General features: G+C 45.9%; 12 protein-coding genes. 2 read left to right on the forward strand and 10 right to left on the reverse strand.

The features are described from left to right. Positions 1 to 203: 203 nt before the first annotated feature. Together BLT53_RS14510 and BLT53_RS14515 are read left to right on the forward strand one after the other, a co-directional pair. On the forward strand, positions 204 to 839 hold the full coding sequence (locus tag BLT53_RS14510; protein WP_090235798.1) for a YigZ family protein: 636 nt from the start codon (positions 204 to 206) through the stop codon (positions 837 to 839). Between the two features lie 104 nt (positions 840 to 943). Then, positions 944 to 2,020 carry an LCP family protein gene (locus BLT53_RS14515; RefSeq protein ID WP_090235799.1) on the forward strand — a complete coding sequence of 359 codons (1,077 nt, stop codon included), beginning with the start codon at positions 944 to 946 and terminating at the stop codon, positions 2,018 to 2,020. Between the two features lie 41 nt (positions 2,021 to 2,061). Here BLT53_RS14515 and BLT53_RS14520 read toward each other — a convergent pair whose 3' ends face one another. The 10 genes from BLT53_RS14520 to BLT53_RS14565 all read right to left on the reverse strand — a co-directional run bounded on the left by BLT53_RS14520 (position 2,062) and on the right by BLT53_RS14565 (position 17,103). After that, positions 2,062 to 6,252, reverse strand: coding sequence for a GH92 family glycosyl hydrolase (locus tag BLT53_RS14520; RefSeq protein WP_244520418.1), 4,191 nt, complete (start codon positions 6,250 to 6,252; stop codon positions 2,062 to 2,064). Positions 6,253 to 6,481: 229 nt separating this feature from the next. Further along, positions 6,482 to 7,564, reverse strand: a complete 1,083-nt coding sequence (locus BLT53_RS14525; protein WP_090235801.1) for a glycosyltransferase family 4 protein — start codon at positions 7,562 to 7,564, stop codon at positions 6,482 to 6,484. 224 nt (positions 7,565 to 7,788) lie between these two features. Beyond that, positions 7,789 to 8,457 carry a hypothetical protein gene (locus BLT53_RS14530; RefSeq protein WP_090235802.1) on the reverse strand — a complete coding sequence of 223 codons (669 nt, stop codon included), beginning with the start codon at positions 8,455 to 8,457 and terminating at the stop codon, positions 7,789 to 7,791. A 12-nt stretch (positions 8,458 to 8,469) separates the two neighbouring features. Then, on the reverse strand, positions 8,470 to 9,957 hold the full coding sequence (locus BLT53_RS14535; RefSeq protein ID WP_090235805.1) for an O-antigen ligase family protein: 1,488 nt from the start codon (positions 9,955 to 9,957) through the stop codon (positions 8,470 to 8,472). A gap of 73 nt (positions 9,958 to 10,030) precedes the next feature. Then, positions 10,031 to 10,753 (reverse strand): acyltransferase, encoded by a 723-nt coding sequence (locus BLT53_RS14540; protein WP_244520419.1) that lies wholly within the window; start codon positions 10,751 to 10,753, stop codon positions 10,031 to 10,033. A gap of 21 nt (positions 10,754 to 10,774) precedes the next feature. Next, entirely contained in the window at positions 10,775 to 11,923 is a 1,149-nt protein-coding gene (locus tag BLT53_RS14545) for a DegT/DnrJ/EryC1/StrS family aminotransferase (protein WP_090235806.1), read from the reverse strand. Positions 11,924 to 11,953: 30 nt separating this feature from the next. Continuing rightward, positions 11,954 to 13,210, reverse strand: coding sequence for a glycosyltransferase family 4 protein (locus BLT53_RS14550; RefSeq protein ID WP_090235808.1), 1,257 nt, complete (start codon positions 13,208 to 13,210; stop codon positions 11,954 to 11,956). Continuing rightward, positions 13,143 to 14,366, reverse strand: a complete 1,224-nt coding sequence (locus tag BLT53_RS14555) for a glycosyltransferase family 4 protein (protein WP_090235809.1) — start codon at positions 14,364 to 14,366, stop codon at positions 13,143 to 13,145. Before BLT53_RS14555 ends, BLT53_RS14550 begins: the two co-directional genes overlap by 68 nt. 362 nt (positions 14,367 to 14,728) lie before the next feature. Beyond that, positions 14,729 to 16,069, reverse strand: coding sequence for a nucleotide sugar dehydrogenase (locus tag BLT53_RS14560; RefSeq protein ID WP_090235811.1), 1,341 nt, complete (start codon positions 16,067 to 16,069; stop codon positions 14,729 to 14,731). Beyond that, positions 16,069 to 17,103, reverse strand: a complete 1,035-nt coding sequence (locus BLT53_RS14565; RefSeq protein WP_090235813.1) for a Gfo/Idh/MocA family protein — start codon at positions 17,101 to 17,103, stop codon at positions 16,069 to 16,071. Before BLT53_RS14565 ends, BLT53_RS14560 begins: the two co-directional genes overlap by 1 nt. Positions 17,104 to 17,266 lie beyond the last annotated feature (163 nt).

Genomic DNA, 17,266 nt, shown 5'->3' on the forward strand with positions numbered 1-17,266 from the left:
TTATTCCATATAATCTTCGGTACAAAAAGGAATTTTATGTCTATTACTCAAAGAAATTTGTAGGAAAGACTATCCCGCCTTATAATGAAGGATAGCACTAAATTCCTTGTATTTGTAGCTTTTCAGGAGAATTTCCACGTTAAATTTTCATTACTTGCCTAAGTGGCTGATTATTAATTTCATAAATAAGGAGCACCCTAATTATGTTATCCAACTATCTTACCGTCAAAGAAACCGGAGAACACGAAATTGTGATCGAACGTTCCCGATTTATTGCCCATATCTCCCGTGCAACCACAGAAGAAGAAGCCAACGAGTTTATTCAATTCATAAAAAAAAGGCATCACAGCGCCAATCATAACTGTTCAGCCTATCTGATCGGGGAGCACGACCAAATCCAGAAGGCAAATGATGATGGCGAGCCGAGCGGCACAGCTGGTGTACCGATGCTCGAAGTGCTCAAAAAACGCCGATTAAAAGATGTCGTTGTTGTGGTTACCCGCTATTTTGGCGGAATTAAACTGGGAGCAGGCGGGCTCATTCGTGCATACGGAAAAAGTGTGAGTGAAGGACTGAACGCCATCGGGGTCGTTGAACGCAAACTGATGCAGATGGTTCATACGAAAATTGATTACACTCTCCTCGGAAAAGTAGAAAATGAATTGAGGTCATCCCCCTATCTGATTAAAGAAATCAACTATCTGGAACAAGTTGAAATCGTTACGTATGTGGCGGCTGAAAATATACAAATTTTTAAAGAATACGTAATAAACCTCACAAATGCAAATGCTACAATAGAAGACGGCTCTCTGGAATACCTGGAAGAAAAAATTCTGTAATACTATCCCCAATTAACTCAGATTATGTCGAAGACTATGGACTGTAGGGCAAAATTGTTGACAGACTAATCAGGGAATTTTCCCGTTAAAGTGAGGAATAAAACATGAGTTATTATAATGAAGAAAGGCAGCCGACACGGCTTGTCAGAAGGAAAGTCAGGAAACGGAAGCGCCGTCCATTCCGCCGTTTACTCCGCCTGATGCTCGTTCTTTTGGTATTCTTAATGCTTGGCGGCGTAGCATATGCCGGTTATTTAGCATATAAAGTGAAAACAACAGCTGATGAAAGCTACCAAGGCCTGGCTAATGGCAATAAATCCGATCTTCGCATGGATAAAGTCGCGATGGGGAAAGACCCTGTTAACATCCTCTTAATGGGCGTAGAAAGTTACAAGGGCTCACCGGGGCACACCGATGCATTGATGGTGCTCACCGTTAACCCGGATACGAAGGAAGTCGCCATCACAAGTATCCCGCGGGATTCCCGCACGTATCTGCCAGTAATCGGCCGCAAAAGCAAAATTACACACGCGTATGCGTACGGCAAGAAAGGCCATAAGGAACAGGCAACCATTGATGCCGTTGAAAATTTCCTCAATGTGCCGATTGACTATTATGTTCGTACCAACTTCCAGGGATTCAAAGAAGTGGTGGACTCTGTTGGCGGCATAGACGTCAATGTGCCGTTTGACTTCGATCAGAAAAACCTGAAAGGCAAAAAGCTATATTTCCACAAAGGAAAAATGCATCTGAATGGTGATGAAGCATTAACATATGTTCAAATGCGTAAACAAGATAAACGCGGTGACTTTGGACGTCAGGACCGACAGCGGCAAGCAATGGAGGCTGTTGCCCATAAGGCCCTCTCGATCAAATCCATCTCACGTGCGGATAATTTGCTGCAATCCGTAGGAAGTAATGTTCAAACGAATATTTCGCTTAAAGAATTGTTCGGTATGAGGAACTTCTACAGCAGCATCCAGAATAAAAAACTGGAACAAATCAAAATTGGCGGACAGGATGAATACATCAATGGTCAGTATTTCTTTGAACCAGATCCGGCCACTGTCCAGAAAGCCAGCGAACGCATCAAGGAAATCCTGGATTACAAAGGAAAAGGAGCTGCTTCATCGAACAGCAATGGTGACAGCAGTGAACTCGGACAAGAATCCAATCAATAAGATAAAACAACACCCGCCGGATCGGCGGGTGTTGTCTTTTTCTATTTCAAAGAATTCAGCAGAGCGTGTGCATCGGCTGCCAATGATGTTTTGGCCTTTCTGGTAATCTCTTTCCCCACTGCTGCATTGATTTGTGTGATTCCTTTTTTCATATAAGCTGCAGCATTCATATACTGTCCTTTCTCTACAAAAACTTTAGCCACCTTTACATTCTCAATCAGGTCATTTTTCAAAGGATTCTTTAGTTCCCCGGCCTGTGCAAACGTTCGTAAAGAGGACTCCAGTTGATCAATATCACCTGCAAGGTCTCTGCCCAGCAGTTCAACCTCTGCTAATTTAGTGCTTGCGCTTCCCGGGAATTCCAGCCTGTAATAGTTGTACTTCCCAGGGTGTTTAATCGAATAAGCTTGAGTCTGAAGCCGCCATGAAAACTTCTCATCTGTCCTCTGATCCAGTATTGTCCAGTGTTCACCGTCAGTTGAACCTTTGACCACCCAGTTTACCGGGTCAGCCTCACTTCCATCCGCTCCTGACGTCAAGGTGTACATTTGTACCCTTTTGCCTTCATTAAACGTGTATTGAACGATTGGCTTTTCACCATTCAGCGTTGTTCTCGTTGATGAAGTATTATCGAACAGAGCTTCCAGTGTACCAGCCTCCCCATCGCTCGCTTTCCCGGCGCTATGGTCTGTCAAGTCACTCATTGGATGCGGCGAGAGACTTGATCCATCAGTGGAAGACGGTGTGATGGAAGCTGGAGCATCCTTTTTGCCGCTTCCCCATGAGGAAGGCTTTGGCCCCATATCAAAGTCCAAACGCGCGCCAGCTGCAAGGTCGGAATGGAGCAGGTAGGTTTTGCTGTAGCTTTTCCCGTTAATTTTTAGTCCCTGTACATATTTATTTTTCTTGCTGTTCTTTGGCGCGTTGATGACTATTTTCTTGCCGTTTTCCAGATGAACGGTTGCCTTTTTGTAAAGCGGGGCGCCAATCGCGTATTCCGGGCTGCCCATCTTTAACGGATAAAAACCGAGTGCACAGAAGATTTGCCAGGCCGACATTTCACCATTGTCTTCGTCTCCGGCATATCCTTGTCCGATTTCACTTCCGATGTACAGCCGCTCAAGTACCTCTCGTACCTTCTCCTGCGTTTTCCAAGGCTGTCCTGCATAATTGTACATATAAGCAATGTGATGTGCTGGCTGGTTGCTGTGGCCGTACATGCCCATTCGGACATCACGCGCCTCTCTCATTTCATGAATGACGCCGCCATAGGCTCCTGCATGCAGCGCAGTTTCCGGGGTGCTGAAGAACTCGTCCAGCTTGTCGGCGAGCCCTTTTTTGCCGCCATACAGATTGGCCAGTCCCTGTCCGTCCTGCGGAGCATGGAAGGCCATGTTCCACGCATTCGTTTCTGTATAATCTCCGCCCCATTCACGGGCATCAAAGTCTTGTGCAGACGTGCGCCACTCTCCATTTGCCTTTTTTCCCATAAAAAATCCTGTGTCAGGATTGAATAGATGAACATAGTTCTGTGCCCGGTTCATGTAATATTTTGCATCGGCTTTATATTTGGCACGATCCGAATCATTCTTGCCTGCTTCCTTGCCGAGTGCCTTGGCCAGATTTGCGATGCCATAATCGTTGATATAGCCGTCCATCGACCAGGATAATCCCTCACCGGTTGATGTATTGGTATAACCATCAAAAATGGACTGTGAGATTCCCTTTCTTCCGGTTCCTGCATTCGGGCTGAAAACAGAAGCGTTTTTTATGGCGGATTGATAGAAGCTCTTCACATCAAAGTTGTGAACACCTTTTAAATAGGCATCAGCAAATGCCACATCCGAGCTGGTGCCGACCATCAAGTTTGCATAGCCCGGGGAGGACCATCTGGATACCCATCCGCCGTCACGGTATTGCTGTACAAATCCGTCGATCATTTCCCCTGCCATTTTGGGGGTGAAGAGTGAATAGGCGGGCCACGCCGTACGGTACGTATCCCAAAAGCCATTGTTCACGTATGTTTTTCCGTCCACAATCTTTGCTCCGGTTGCCTCAGGCGTACTGCTGCCGGCAGTCGGTGAAAACGGACTTGCATATTGATAGTGCGGGTTATCCTTTGTTCCAGTATTTTCAAAGCTGGAGTTCGGATACAAGAACAGCCGGTACATGTTGGAATATAACGTTACAAGCTCGTCTTCACTGGCACCCTCTACCTTAATTTTGCTCAACAACGTTTCCCACTTTTGCTGCGCTTTTTCTTTAATGGATTGGAAAGTATCGTCCGGCTGAATCTCCTGTTCCAGGTTTTTCTTAGCCTGGGCTACGGAAATCAGGGAAGTCGCAATTTTCATGGTAACTGCTTTCTGGGATTTTGTATCGAACCTGACATAAGCGGTTACGTTATCCCTTCCTTCCCCTGTCAGCTTGCCGCTGTCCGCAATCGGCTGGTCAAACGTGGCATAGATGTACATGCGGGAAGCACCCGTGGACAGTCCGCTTTTCACATCCGAATATCCGGTTACTTCTCCTTTTTCCTTGTTGATTGAGATTCCCCCGTTGTTGTTTACATTGTCAAATATGAGACTGGAAGTGTCCCCTGTAAACGTATAACGCTGCATGGCAGCATGGTCAGTCGGCACAATTTCCGCCTTCATCTCATTATCAAACTTTACGCTGTAATAATGGGGCTTTGCGGTTTCATTTTCATGCTTGAACGGCAATGCTCGTGCCTTTCTGTCCGCATCCGGCTTTTCAGCTTCTGATGCAGACGGCATAACCTGAAACGTCTGCCGGTCTCCCATCCACGGACTTGGCTCATGGCTTAAGGAGAAAGCCTGGATTTCAGGCTGGTTGTTACCGTTATTGCTTTGGTTGAAGCTGTATAGCCAGCTCGTGGAGCCAGCGTCTGTAGCCGGTGTCCAGAAATTAAAGCCATGCGGAACGGCAATGGCCGGAAAGTTATTGCCTCTTGAAAAAGTACTGTTAGACTGTGTTCCGCGCAAAATATTAACATAATCGGTCAGATGATTGTAGCTCTTTTGCACAGGTTTTCCCGAGATCTTAATATCATCAACCGTTCCTCTGAATACCCCCTCCCCTTTAGGGTTATCGTAGGCAATCAAAATGCGTTTAATTGTTTTGCCTGCAGAAACGGCGCCAATGTTGGAATACTTATAGTTCCACTGATTTACATAAAGGGTTTTTGATTTTCCTTGCTCTTCAGGAGTTACCGGAATGCCGTGTTGATCTACCGCACCCAGATCATGGAGGTAGGTGCCATCGGAGAATGCGAGATCCACCGATGCGAAGGAACTGGAGTAATCGTTCTGGTCACTGTCCGTAAATTCGGGATGAATGAAATAAGAGAGTTGCGTTTTTGAATTGACTTTGATATTTACGTCAAAAACTTTGTTGTAGGAGTACGCACGGCCCTTTTCAAGATGTGTGCCGGAATAGGTAAAGGCCTTTGTCCCGGTCCAGCCTGCTTTTGTTTTCGCCGTATAGGACGTCAGTGGCCCGCTGCTTACCTCAGACTTCATATCAGCTGCCGGCGGCTTAGGAACGTCAATTCCGTTGGAGAGGGCAACTTCAGCCACCTGTGTCAGACCGTCTCCCGAATTTTTTGTGATGTTAAGCCTGTAATACAAATAAGGTGTGTCATTGTCGAACGAGTAAAGCTTGCGTTCAAAGCGCTTGGGGAAATCCTCATCACTTCTTGTGTCCAGCACGGTCCAGTCCTTGCCGTCATTGGACCCCTGAAACTCCCATGCTTTCGGATCACGGCCATCATAATCGTTGGCCGATGTAACAGCATATTTTATCACCTTCTCCGGCTCGGACAGCTTGAACTGAAGCCAGCCTGTCGGTTCAAAAGCCAGCCATTTTGTATTGACATCCCTGTCAATCAGTTTTTCTCCGATTTCGTTCGGTGGGTTTTCCGCACTGACCCGTACCGCCTCTACTTTGTTCGTAATGTCCCCTTGAATGCCGTCATACTGAATATTTCCGTCAATCCCCGATGACATTTTGTGGCCGTTTGAATCGGTCTCCACCGTATTTTCCCATGTTGGTTTTTGTTGATCATTTTCAAATGAGGTGAAAAAATCTTTCACTGCCTTTTTCTCCGGTTCAGCGTGTACCCGTGAAAGCCCTGGTGCATTCAACATGCCAACCGCAATAGCAGAGGAAAGAAGCACATGCGCAACCGCTTTACTTTTCATCTTAATCATGCGTGGTCCTCCTTTTTAATAGTGACACTTTATTAAAACGGGATAACTCACCTCCTGAAATAAAAATCCTTCAAAATATGAAAGCGTTTACATATAGTATAAGAATAAATTCTTCCGAAAACGGACCAAATATCTGTATTATTTTAGGATTTTCTTCATTATTTTAAGGCAAATAAAAAAGTGCCAGGCTCTGGTGAGGGCCTGACACTATCATCGGTTAATTTTGCTGTTAGTCTTTATCCGGGCTGTTTACCTGCACGGTCCCGATAAACTTTTTGTAAAGGTAGAGCACCGGGCGGTATTTATGATGCACGAGGCCGATGATTTCAGCAATTACTTCAAGCATGAGCAACAAACCGATAACAATCACCACAGAGCCCCATAATGTACTGGATTCAAAAACCACGGCGGCAACGCTGAAAATAATGCTGAGTGCATAGATAACCAGTACGGTTTTTCGGTGCGACCATCCGAGGTTGATCAGACGGTGATGCAGATGGCCTTTATCCGGAGCGGAAATCGGCGTTTTGTTTGCCATTCTTCGTATAATGGCAAAGGATGTATCAAACACCGGAACGCCAAGTATGATAATGGGTACGACAAAACTGAAAAGCGTTACGCTTTTGTACAATCCCAGCAAAGATAGAATGGAAATGGAGTAGCCGAGAAACAAGGAACCCGCATCCCCCATGAATATTTTAGCCGGACTGAAGTTGTACATCAGGAAACCTGCCGTTGAAGCAGCGATGATCAATGCCAATGTAAGAATCATCATGTTTCCGTTTAATCCCGCCATGATCGCAATGGTAATCATTACAATGATGGACACGCCTCCTGCAAGGCCATCCAGCCCATCGATCAGATTGATTGCATTGGTGATGGCGATGATCCAGAAAATCGTCGTAATGTATGCCCATGGACCTAAATGAAATGTACCAACAAAAGGTATGGTTATCAATTCAATCGTTAACCCGGTAGAGGCAACGATAAGGGCGGCAAAAATCTGGCCGACCAGCTTCACTCTCGCGCTTAACTCAAATTTATCGTCAATCATGCCAATCATGACAATAAGAACAGCGCCAACAATGATCCCGGTTAGCTGCATTTCATACAGGCCCGAGACAAAATATCCGACAACCACTCCGAGGAAGATCCCAACTCCTCCCCAGCGGGGCATTAGTTTATCGTGAACTTTTCGTTGATTTGGTTTGTCCGTCACACCCAGCCGGATCGCCAGTTTAATAATGAAAGGCATGGCAATCGCGACCACTGCGAAAGACACCAACGCAGCAATGATCAATTGAACATTCATGTTATCCCTCTTTTTTAACTCTTCAATGGATTTTAAGCAAGTTCCACCCTGCTTATGTTGCCCAACAACGCCCCATGAAAATTCGCATTCATCTCTTCAGAAATTATATCTCGAAACGGCCATAAACAAAAGTAAAACTATGCTTACGATTTTGATTCCGGCTTCATCCCTGCCTTTTTCGTTTGGCCATCTCTTCTTTATACCACCAATTGAGAGAGATGACGCTACTTTTTAAAAATTTCTGGAAGCAGGAGCAATGAAGCACTGAGAATTAATCCCACCAGTAGACCTAGTATAGCTTTTCGTTTCGGATTGGCATTCGTGTCTGTTGTTTCAACTTTTTCAAGCAGTTTCGGATCTTTTATTTTAAGCATTCTTGTTTTGAGATCAAACAGGTACTCTTCTTTTTTAATCGTGCCTTCACCTGAAACCTGGGTTCCCTCTACCCTTTTAATTTGATCATCAAGGGTTGTTCTCCATTTTTCAGACTGATTTCTGCTCTCATTCAAAAAGGCCTTTACAACAGACTTCAACTGGTTTTTTGCTTTATTTTTGTTCTGGTCGCTCAAGCTCAGGGTGATGATGGTGTCGGTTTCAGGCACCACCTGAAGCTTTTCTTTAAGCTCCTTTTCCTCATCCTTGCTTAAACCTTTGACCGAACGGAGGAACTCATCACTCAATAGATACTCTTTCGCACTGTCAGGAGTATTCAGCGTTGCATTTTCAGCAGATCCCAGTTTTACTTTTGCATCGGCCTGGGAAGTGCCGGGTTCTCTGGACGCTAAAAAATAAGCGATCACAGTGGTTAATATCGGTATCAGCAACAATAAAATAAAGAACTTTTTAAATCGGTGCCAGATGCTTTCTGTAATTTCTTTCATTTCCTTGTCCATACACTTACTCCCTTACTTCATTGGTCGATATGACCCCTCGTTTTGTTTCACTCTCCAATAATTAATGAAACTCAAGGAGAATGCGAAGAGAAGCCAAAGATAGTTTAATGATATTTGTGAGCTTGGGCTGATGCAGGAAAGCGAAAAAGCGATCATGCCGCCAAGAAGCCCTTCACTGATCATTTTTTCATAGCGGGTATGAGATTGTCTGAATATGTGAAAAAGCTGCAGGATGACCCATAAATACAAAAGCACATACCCGATAAAAATAAAGGCGCCATAATTGACCAGAATTTCCATCCACCAGTTATGAACATTTATGATTCCCTTTGTCGGGTATTCGGCAAAATGCATCAGATAGTATTTGGCATTTCCTGAACCAATTCCAAATCCAAAGCTTCTCTCAAAAAATAACCATCCGTTTTTGATCAGATTGGACCGGATGTCCACAGAGGTGATCTCCGATTCGGGAGCATTAGTGGTCAAGAGCGACACCAGCATGCCTTCTACTTTTGAAACAGCCGCCATAAGCTTGGACGGGTATACCACGGCCAAAGCAGCTCCCCCCGCTGCCCCAAGCAGCATCAGGACTTTTTTGACGTTCCTGTTCGTTAAAAAAACAAACCAGAAGAACAGCCCCAGTGGGATGGCAATAAAATTTGCCCGGGATGACGTGTAAACAAGTACATAAAGAGAAACAAGCATTACCGCTCCACCTGCTGCTTTCAACAGCCATGATTTTGTGCGGTGCACAAAGGCCAGGACCAGAAAAAAGCTGACAGAGAGAAAACTGGCAAAATCATTTTCGTTCACAAACACGGAGGTCGGGATTCCTTTTTGATACTCTGCCACCAGATTGATTCTTGAGATGGCAAGATGATTGTGCGTGACATGGTTCCAGAGCCCGACTGCCGTCAGTACTGCAAACATTACGAGCCAAATCCAGTACACATGTATATATTCCTCTTCTTTTTTCATGAAAAATACCATAAAAAAGATGAGGGAAACACCAATTACGAGAAAGATCAGATCAACTGCCCCCATGGAAAAAGAGCGTGTCCAACTTAAAGAAAACAGAGCATACAGCACCCAAAACAGGTGAAAATACAGGGCCAGCTTGATTTTCACCTTGTCCCATTGCAGTCCTTCCTTTTGAAAAAAAGCGAGGTAAAGGAAGACAGGCACCATGACCATATACAGCATCCTGTACGGAAACATGGTGACCGGTCCGGCCGGGATGCTGAGAATTCCGGCTCCCAGAAAGGAAGTAAAAACCAGAAGATAAAGCAGCAGCGTCGTAAAAGGAATCTCCTGGATGACCGGTTTGGCTGCAAGAAATACGGCAATGAGTATGATGTAGCCCACAAACGCGCCTGAAAGCAGAACCGGCGATTGGACAGGTACTTTGCCCAGCAGCCAGTTGCCTGCAAACACGGCAAACAGAAGCGCAAGAATGACTTGAGTTATCTTTGATTCAAGAATATTACGCAAATCCGGCATTTTATTCCCCTCCCCTCGCCTTCCTCCAAAGTTGTGCGTTCCTGGCTGTGATTGAGGAAAACACTGCAGAAGGTTACACTTCCTGATTTTTGAGCAGTTGATCTTCAGGTACCAACCGGAACATTCTGGCCGGCTGTCCGGCTACAAGGTTCTCGCTCTCTACATCCTTGGTCACGAGGCTCCCCGCAGCAACTGCTGCTTCCTGCCCGATTACCTTGCCAGGAAGAATGGTTGAGTTGGCCCCTATTCTTCCTCCTTTTTTCACGGTAACCCCTTTAAAATGCTTAAATCGTTCCTTCGAACGGGCCATATAGTTATCATTTGTCGTAACGACTGCTGGTGCGATAAATACCAGATCTTCCAATTCCGAATAAGCCGTAATGTAGGCATTGGTTTCAATCTTGCATTTCACACCGATCACACAGTCATTTTCTATGGCAGCTCCACGGCCGATAATCGTTTTTTCACCCACCGTTACCCGCTCGCGCACGGTTGCCAGATCCGCAACAAAAACATCATCCCCTAATTCGGCACTGGCATAAATAATAGAATTGGTTCCAATCGTTACACCTGAACCGATTTTTGCAGGCGGCAAGGTTTTTAACTCCGGCAAAGCCGAATTCTTTGCACGTGCCGGCTGTTTGCCGATCACGGCATTATCCTGGATGATGCAGTTATCGCCGATCGTAACTCCGTTATAGATGACGACGTTATGCCCGATCATCACATTCTCCCCGAGCTGTACATGTTCTCCAATTACAACGTTTCTTCCCTGGCTGACTGTCACTGGATTCACCTCTTTTTCCCCTTGTCCTTATTATGCAAAAGATGTTTCTTTCTTTACCTTGGCTGGATGATTGCTGAAGTAAGCTGCGATCTGGTCGATCACATACTCCTGCTGCTCTCTTTTCAATTCCGGAAACATGGGAAGAGACAATACGGCTTCGGCCGCTTTTTCGGTTTCAGGCAGATCGCCTTCCTTGTAACCAAGCTCACTGAATACTGGCTGAAGGTGAAGTGGCTTTGGATAATAAATCATCGAACCGATGCCCTTCTCTTTCAAAAATTCCTGCAAACCGCTGCGGTCAGGCACCTGAATCGTATATTGATGGAAAACATGGTAATTGTGTTCTTCCACAAAAGGCGTTACTACGAGATCCCCAAGCTTTTCGTTCAACAATTCTGTATACACTGCCGCCTTTTCGCGGCGTGCTTCGCTCCATGTATTTAAATGAGGAAACTTTACATTCAAAATGCCAGCTTGAAGTTCATCCAAACGACTGTTGTAGCCTAAAATATGATGATAGTATTTCGGTTTGCTGCCGTGGACACGGATTACACGCATGGTTTCAGCAATGTCGTCATCATTGGTAATGATCATGCCTCCGTCCCCATAGCCTCCCAGATTCTTTGTTGGGAAAAAGCTGTAAGTTGCCGTCGTGCCAAGCTCCCCGACATTTTTTCCTTTGTACTTGGAACCGATGGCTTGTGCTGCATCTTCAATGATCGCCAGGCTGTGCTTTTTGGCGATTTCAGCAATTGGTTCCATGTCCGCCATCTGTCCGTACAGGTGTACAGGAATGATGGCCTTCGTTTTTTCAGTAACTGCTGCTTCAATTTTCGCCGGATCAATATTGTAGGTTTTTGGATCAATGTCCACAAATACAGGTACTGCGCCAGCTCTTGCTACTGCTCCTGCAGTGGCAAAAAAGGTAAAAGCAGGTACGATGACTTCATCCCCGGCTTTCACTCCGCATCCCAGCAGGGAGATATGAAGGGCATCGCTTCCATTCGCTACCCCGACTCCGTATTTCGCAGAGCTGTAATCCGCCACATCCTGCTCCAGTTTTTTCACGTTATCCCCAAGGATGAAACGAGATCCTGACATGATTTCCTCCAGGCTTGCAAAAATCTCCTCTTTCAATGACTGATACTGTTCTGATAGATCAAGCATTGGCACTTTCATTCATGATCCCTCTTTCTCTGTAGTATTGGCTTAGTTTCTCGAAAGCTGGTATGACGGAGCTTCCTCTTCACGCTCGCGGTAGGCGCAGATATCCAGGAAACGGTCTGCCAGCTTTGTAATGTTATGTTTATCGTTCACATACCGATAGCTGCTGCGGGCGATCTCCGCTTTTTCTTCCCCGCTCAGGTTAAGCAGTTCAACCAGCCCATCAGCAAATGCTCCCGGCTTTTCGGGAGGTACAGTTACCCCCGCTTTTGCTTCGGCTACAATATCATTGGATACATTGCCGGCAAAAAGAATCGGCTTTCCAACCAAAAGATAGTCATTCAGCTTATTAAGTGAAATACCATATTTATAGAGTGTGGTGTCCAACATGGAAACCATAAGAACATCTGCGAGATCAAGCGTTGGCATGACTTCCTTTTTAGTAATGCCATCAAAAAAGTAGACATGCTCATAATCACTGGCCAGCTTCTTTAACTTGTCTTTTTCCGGTCCGTCTCCAACAAAAACGAAAGCGGCCTGGTCTGTCGAAATAAACTTCGCGCTCTTGACGACAGTTTCCAGAGAATTTGCCACCCCATGAGAACCGACATACATGGCGACCTGGCCGTGCTTTTCTTTAATGCTCTCAATTTCATTCCGAAGAGAGCTCTTGCCTTCCTTTTCTTGCATACGGTCCATATTAATGCCGTTTGGAATCACATGGATGATGCTCTCGTCCACACCCATTTCCTTGATATATTCTGCAGCTCCCGGCAGTGTGACGATGATTTGATCTGCCCGTTTATATACGAACTTTTCAATCGCTCCGAACATGAGAACGGCTGGGTGGTATTTTGACATTGACCCAAGTTCAATCAGGGTCCTTGGCCATAGGTCCCTGATTTCGACAATGTAGGAAGCCTTTTTCCACCGGCTTAAATAATAGGCAGCCAGGCAGGCGAACAAGTGCACCGAAGAACCGACGATGGCGTCCGGGCGTTCTTTCTTCATCATCCCTCGCCACAGGGCCATGAAGAAAAACGAGATCATGTTCAAAATCCGCAGGACTCCGTTCCCGTGGTAGGGAAGAGTCCACAGCCACTCAAAAATGACGCCATTCACATTTTCTTTGTAATTTTTTTTGTGCTTGTTTCTCCAGACAAACCGGTAAGCCAGAAAGCTGCTTGCGAAAATCCTGATTTTATGGTCTTTTTTTACCAGTTCATGAGCAATGTCATAGTGTCTGGTTATTCCTGTTTCCGACGGTTTTAATGCTACGTGATTTAAAATCCATACCTTCATCTGACTCACTCCATATTAAAGACCTGTTGCCGGCTCCGGCCAGCCGTTCATATAAAGCAACCAGTTCCTGGCTTTCCTTTTCCCAGTTGTATTTCTCGATGACGGCTTTTCTTCCGTTCTCGCCCATCTGCCTGGCTTCCTCCGGATGCTCAATCAGCCATTTCATCGCATTGGCGATTGCCTCTTCGTCCAGCGGGTCCACACATAATCCGCATTGGTTGCCGATCACGAAATCCTCCCATAACGGAAAGTTGGAAGCAATGGATGGAATACCGGCAGCCATGTATTCGAACAATTTAATCGGATACGATACCATATAGCGCGGTTCAGGCCGTATCAAAACAAGGCCTGCGGTGGACTGGGAAAGCACGTCTTTTACTTCGCTTCTCCCAAGCCAGCCTTTATGGTCAACGTGCTGCCATCCATCTTTCTTCTTCACTTCCTGTTCAAGAGCTGGAGGAGCAAACTTTCCGGCAAGGACCAATTCGCCCGCATCTCCCCGGCCATTGAGGAATTCAATCGCAAGCACCATTTCCTTAATGCCCCGAAGCTCCGTAATCCCGCCAATATACAGAAAGCTGTTGTCTTTTCTTTTGTTACGTTCCGACTGAGGCGAGTTTTCTATCAGTTCTTGCAAGATCGGAAAGTTGTGAACCGTCACCGTATTCGCATTATAGGTTTTAAAGCGTTTGGTAATGGTAGGTGTTGCCGTTACGACGGCATCAAACTTGGCTGCAGCGAATTTTTCCATCCTTCTGACCGATACCGAGATATTTTTTCGGAGCGGCTTTGGAATCCACTGCTTGGACAATACTTGTTCCGGTACATCTTCATGAACATCATAGATTACCTTTTTGCCTTTTCTTTTCAGAAGAAGGCCAATGACCATGAGCTCGGGATCATGAAAGTGATACACCTCCGCATCAATCTCAATGGCCGCCCTGTAAACAGATTTGGCTGCATCCACCATACGCTTGTAACGATTGCTTGTGGCTGGCGTTATGCCAACTACTTTTACGTTATCTATGATCTTATTTTCGGTATTGGGAGCTACTAAATATACATCGTGTCCCGCAAGCGCAAGTGACCGGCATTCTTTTACAAAAATACGGATGTCATCTGCGGGATGGACGGAAGTTAAATGACAGATTTTCACGGTGGTTCACTACCTTCAGTTTGTGAGTTTACCATTGGTATGGAAAACCAGACCGGATAGGCCTGGTTTTTTCTTTTGTGACTGTTTGCGTAACCTTGTTGCGTTTAGAAGTGGTTCATTTCCGTTCCAGGACGCCCGCTTTTACCGGCGCGAGCGCCTCCTTTCGCGGGGCGTGCGCTGAGCCCATCGGGCGCAAGCGTCTCCTCGGTCTCACCTGTCACGCATATCCCGCAGGATAAGGAACACTTCGTCAGCGATACATCGCACGAAGAAAATGTGATATTCATTTTCGAGGAGGCTCGCACCTTCCACTCCAATCAACTTGCAATGATGGTTCTTCACGCAATTTTTCCCAAAGCCTATTACAGCAGGTGGTACGTTTTTACTTTGGAGGAGTGCTCTTTCATTGCGTTTCTTGTATCGAACAGGACCGGGCTGTGTTGGGCGATCAATTCATAGTCAAATGCGCTGTGGTCGGTTGTCAGCAGAACAAGATCGGCATTCTCCAGCACCTCTTTTGACAGCTCGTGTGTTTCCACAATGCCCCCCATGTAGCGGAAGGTTTTGACGTGAGGATCAACCACTGTAAATCGCGCACCCGCTGTATCGAGCTTTTCCAGAATTGGAATCACCGGTGATTCTCTCATATCCTCGATATCCTTTTTGTAGGCAACGCCCAGGATAACAATATTGGCACCATTCATGGCTTTCTTTTCCTGATTGAGAATCTTCATGCTGCGCTCGAGTACAAAGTCAGCCATGCTGTTGTTGATTTCTCCTGCGGTTTCGATAAGGCGGGTATGATAGTTGTACTCACGCGCCTTCCAGGTAAGATAGAAAGGGTCGATCGGAATGCAGTGTCCGCCAAGTCCTGGACCCGGATAAAAGGCCATGAAACCATATGGCTTTGTTTTTGCTGCATCAATTACTTCCCATACGTTGATGTTCATTTTGTCGCACAGGATAGCCATCTCGTTTGCCAAGCCGATATTGATGTTTCGGAAGGTATTCTCAAGGATTTTTTCCATTTCGGCTACGGAAGGGCTGGTTACTTCATGAACTTCACCTTCCAGCACTGCACGGTAAAGAGCGGAAGCAACCTTTGTACAAGCAGGTGTTACGCCGCCGACAACCTTTGGTGTATTCTTCGTATTAAACACTTTATTGCCCGGATCCACCCGTTCCGGCGAATAAGCGAGATGAAATTCTTTTCCGCACGTGAATCCGGAAGACTCAAGGATCGGGCGAAGCAGTTCCTCTGTTGTACCGGGATAGGTTGTGCTCTCAAGAACAATGAGCATGCCTTCATGGAGAAACCTCGCAATTTCTTTGCCTGAGCTTTCCACATAGGATGTGTCAGGCTGGCGATAAATATCAAGCGGTGTTGGTACGCAGATAGCAACTGCATCCACTTCTGAGATCAGAGAATAGTCAGTGGTCGCCCGGATCTGCTTTGTGGAAGTGAGCATTGCCAGCTCCTCGTCCACAACGTCTCCGATATAGTTAATGCCGTCATTCACCATGTCAACGCGGCTCTCCTGTACATCAAAACCAATGACCTTATATCCTGCCTTTGCCTTTTCAACAGCGAGTGGAAGCCCCACATATCCAAGTCCAACCACTCCGATGACTGCTTCTTTTGTTTGAATCTTGTTCAGCAATTGCTGTGTTACATCCCGATGTGTTCGCTGTAGGGTTTCCATTAGTTTAAAACCTCCTGAGGTTGCATTTTTACCGGCTGATTGTTTTCGGAAGATTCATACAGTGCGAGGACCAGCTCCAGTGCTTTCTTTCCGTCCTCACCCGTTACAATAGGTTCCCGGTTCTCATGAACCGCTTCGACCATATCCTCAATGATGCATTGATGGCCCGGCTTTCCAAATGGGTCTGCCTTAATGGATTTCATAAGTTCTTCTGTTTCTAGTTCAGTTGTTCCTTCGACCACCCAGTGTTCCACGTTGACCGCGGTTGGCCCGCCAATTTTGATGCTTCCTTTTTCGCCGAAGATGGCGAGGGATTCTTCAAAGTTTTTTGGATAAATGGTGGTGGCTGTTTCGATCACACCCAGCGCCCCGCTCGTAAACTTGACGAGACCGGTGCACACATCTTCTGCTTCTATATCACGAATGCGGGTTGCGCTCATGCTGAATACCTCATGAATACCGCCCATCATCCAGAGCATTAAATCCAGGTTATGGATCGCCTGGTTCATCAGTACGCCGCCGTCGAGCCCCTTTGTTCCTCTCCAGGGAGCCTGATCATAGTAAGCCTGGTTTCTATTCCACCGGACCGTAGCGTTCACGTGGCTGATTTTGCCAAGCTTCCCGCTCTCAATTACTTCCTTCAGCTTTTTCATCGCCGGACGGAACCGGTTCGGATGAACGACTGCAAGTTTTACGCCATTCTGTTCACACGCATCAATCATTGCGTTTGTATCCTTCAATAAAAGAGCAATCGGCTTTTCTACGACAATATGTTTTTTCGCTTCTGCTCCCTGTACAGCCAATGAGGCGTGAAAGCCGCTTGGTGTGCAGATGTTGATGACATCTATATCCTTGTTGGCCAGCATTTCCGTATAATCCGTGTAAATTCTGGCATTATACGTATTTCTGTAGAATTCCATATTCTCCGGGATTGTGTCACAGACAGCGATAAGTGCTGCTCCTTCTGCCCGTTCAATGGCTTCTGCATGTTTTTTCGCAATATGGCCGCATCCTACAATCGCAAAATTAAGCATCGACAAAACTCCTTCATTCTGGCTTGCTTTTCACTAGATTTCTTCGTCCATTTTATAGTATTTCCAAGCAAATTCAGGTAAATTCTCGGTTAAGAGATTGTTAAGACGATTTACAAAAAACCACCGTTTTCACGGTCTTTTTCTTCAAAGACTTATGCTGTCT

Source organism: Fictibacillus solisalsi (genome assembly GCF_900103485.1).
In the GTDB taxonomy this organism is placed as follows: Bacteria; Bacillota; Bacilli; order Bacillales; family Fictibacillaceae; genus Fictibacillus_C; species Fictibacillus_C solisalsi.

What these genes read in the sequence shown, in the direction of transcription:
- BLT53_RS14510 (WP_090235798.1), top strand. Translation starts at nt 204, where the DNA reads ATGTTATCCAACTATCTTACCGTCAAAGAAACCGGAGAACACGAAATT.
- BLT53_RS14515 (WP_090235799.1), top strand. Translation starts at nt 944, where the DNA reads ATGAGTTATTATAATGAAGAAAGGCAGCCGACACGGCTTGTCAGAAGG.
- BLT53_RS14520 (WP_244520418.1), bottom strand. Translation starts at nt 6,252, where the DNA reads ATGATTAAGATGAAAAGTAAAGCGGTTGCGCATGTGCTTCTTTCCTCT.
- BLT53_RS14525 (WP_090235801.1), bottom strand. Translation starts at nt 7,564, where the DNA reads ATGAATGTTCAATTGATCATTGCTGCGTTGGTGTCTTTCGCAGTGGTC.
- BLT53_RS14530 (WP_090235802.1), bottom strand. Translation starts at nt 8,457, where the DNA reads ATGGACAAGGAAATGAAAGAAATTACAGAAAGCATCTGGCACCGATTT.
- BLT53_RS14535 (WP_090235805.1), bottom strand. Translation starts at nt 9,957, where the DNA reads ATGCCGGATTTGCGTAATATTCTTGAATCAAAGATAACTCAAGTCATT.
- BLT53_RS14545 (WP_090235806.1), bottom strand. Translation starts at nt 11,923, where the DNA reads ATGAAAGTGCCAATGCTTGATCTATCAGAACAGTATCAGTCATTGAAA.
- BLT53_RS14550 (WP_090235808.1), bottom strand. Translation starts at nt 13,210, where the DNA reads ATGAAGGTATGGATTTTAAATCACGTAGCATTAAAACCGTCGGAAACA.
- BLT53_RS14560 (WP_090235811.1), bottom strand. Translation starts at nt 16,069, where the DNA reads ATGGAAACCCTACAGCGAACACATCGGGATGTAACACAGCAATTGCTG.
- BLT53_RS14565 (WP_090235813.1), bottom strand. Translation starts at nt 17,103, where the DNA reads ATGCTTAATTTTGCGATTGTAGGATGCGGCCATATTGCGAAAAAACAT.